The sequence below is a fragment of the Cellulomonas fimi genome (genome assembly GCF_028527925.1).
Lineage (GTDB): Bacteria > Actinomycetota > Actinomycetes > Actinomycetales > Cellulomonadaceae > Cellulomonas > Cellulomonas fimi_C.
On record NZ_JAPESW010000124.1, the window covers coordinates 1 to 947 of the forward strand.

Genomic DNA, 947 nt, shown 5'->3' on the forward strand with positions numbered 1-947 from the left:
TCGACGGCGGGTCCGTCGACGTCCTGGTGCTCAACGCGGGCGGGATGCTCGAGCCCGACGGCGACGACCTGGCGGCGACCGCGCGGCTGTGGGTCGACGACTTCCGCCTCAACGTCCTGACGACGGTGCTGCTGGGCGAGGCGCTGCTGCCGCACCTGCCGCGGCCGGGCGGCCGGGTCGTCGCGGTGTCGTCGGTGGCGGCGCTCCGGGGCGCGGGGTCGTACGGCGCGGCGAAGGCGGCGGTGAACGCGTGGGTCACGGGCGTGGCGGCCCAGGTCGCGGCGGACGGCGTGACGGTGAACGCGGTCGCGCCCGGATTCGTGCCGGACACGGGCTTCTGGACGGGTCGCCTGGACGACGAGGACCGTGCGCGGCGCCTGGCACGCGTGCCGGCGGGCCGCCCGGGCACGCCGGACGAGGTCGCGGCCGCGGTCGCGTACCTGGCGGCCGCAGACGCCGGCTTCACGACCGGCCAGGTGCTGGGCGTGCACGGCGGCGCGGTCCTCGCGCGGCTCTGACGGGGTGGGCCGCGGCGCGCACGGCGACGGCTCTCGCGCGGTGGGGGCGCGGCCCGCGACCACAGTCCGGGCGGTCCGGGCCCCGCCCCCTGGGCCTCGTCCGGGTCTGCGGTCGGTCGTCCTCGCGCAGCGTGGGAGGCGTGCGAGCGACGACCTGGGTCCGATGTGAGCGTGCACACCGTCGGTCGCCTTGAATCGTTCAAAGCCCGAAACGCTTCACCGCGCGCCCGGGTCTCCCGCGGCGGCGAGCGCTTCCCTAACGTCAGGCGACGACCCACCCCCGCCCGAGGACTGCCGGCCGCGGAGCGGGGTCCGCAGCGCACGAGCCACGCCGCCCGCGCGCGAACCGAAGGGGAAGCCATGACAGCACGACGGGCGGCCGCGGGACTCCTCGCCGCCGCGACGATGGCGACGGGCGGCCTCGTCGCC

General features: G+C 77.7%; 1 protein-coding gene. It reads left to right on the forward strand.

From position 1 onward, the window contains the following. The coding region (locus OMK64_RS20050; protein ID WP_272730113.1) for an SDR family NAD(P)-dependent oxidoreductase at positions 1–518 on the forward strand (518 nt) is incomplete at its 5' end. Positions 519–947: the final 429 nt, after the last annotated feature.